Source organism: Aphanothece microscopica RSMan92, from assembly GCF_046613545.2.
GTDB lineage: Bacteria > Cyanobacteriota > Cyanobacteriia > PCC-6307 > Cyanobiaceae > NIES-981.
The window spans coordinates 1-1,082 of sequence record NZ_JBKKKY020000208.1 but is presented as its reverse complement, the minus strand read 5'-3'; the positions used below and the strand labels follow the sequence as shown (position 1 = coordinate 1,082).

General features: G+C 51.5%; 2 protein-coding genes. Both read left to right on the top strand.

What is annotated here, in order from left to right; translation table 11 throughout:
• On the top strand, positions 1 to 372 hold a 372-nt coding region (locus ACLD7X_RS17015; protein ID WP_425625425.1), incomplete at its 5' end, for a peptidase M16 family protein.
• 294 nt (positions 373 to 666) lie between these two features.
• A partial coding sequence (locus ACLD7X_RS17010) for a M16 family metallopeptidase (protein WP_411424871.1) occupies positions 667 to 1,082 on the top strand: 416 nt, incomplete at its 3' end.

Below are 1,082 nucleotides of genomic sequence, written 5' to 3'. Positions count from 1 at the left end.
GGCCGGAAGCCACGGCCGGGCAGAGCGTGTCGGTCAACTACCGGGGCACCCTCGAAAACGGCAAGGAATTCGACAGCAGCTACGGGCGTGGCCCCTTCTCCTTCCCCCCTGAAGAACAATCTCGTAGAAAAGTCCTACATCGATAAGGTAAAAGAAATTCAGGTGAAGGAACGCGAAGTCGGGATGAAGCGCAATGCTTTCTGGCTCAACGTCATGCGCCAGTTCAATCTCGATGGCGAGCCCTATGCGAACGTGTATCTACGTGATGCGTTCATCAAAGATCTAACGCCAGAAGCAGTTCGTGATGCCGCAAAGAAGTATCTGACTTCGCCCAATGTGGCAAAGATTGTTCTGAAGCCCGAGGCGAACTAACGTAACAACAAGCAGAACGGTAACAGACGAAGCGGGCCAGCACGGTAGACGTGCTAGCCCGCTTTCTTTGTGCCAGGACGTTGCGAATGTGCAGATGGCTCTTTCACGGAGGCCACGTCATGTAATGGGAGAGAATCACGCGCTATCAATGTGCAAGAGTTGCGAAAACGGCCAACGTACTCGATGATGCGCAACAAGCAGGAAGGCAAATCGGTAGATTGAATTAACGTACCACAGCAATTGCTGCCCAGCCTTCTGCTAGGGCTAATGTTAACCTCTTCACCAAGGACTAGTATGAGTCTGCTGGCTATTTGCCTTCGTATTGCGATTGTCTTCATAGGAATGCTGCCGGTCTATACCAACGCGCAGACCGTTCCGTCGAACCTCACGTTACCTGTGCCGATGAATCCAAAAGTGTACAGTGGTACGCTTCCCAACGGCATGAAGTACTTTGTTCTGAAGAACGACAAACCAGCAAATCGCGTCGAGATGATGTTGGCGGTCAATGTCGGCTCCGTTCTTGAAGATGAAGACCAACGAGGGCTGGCGCACTTTTGCGAGCATATGGCCTTCAATGGAACAAAGAGCTTCCCAAAGCAGCAATTGGTGAGCTTTCTTGAGTCTACAGGCATTCGTTTCGGAGCTGATCTCAACGCCTACACGAATCAGGATGAGACAGTGTATCTGCTCACGATACCAACGGACAAACC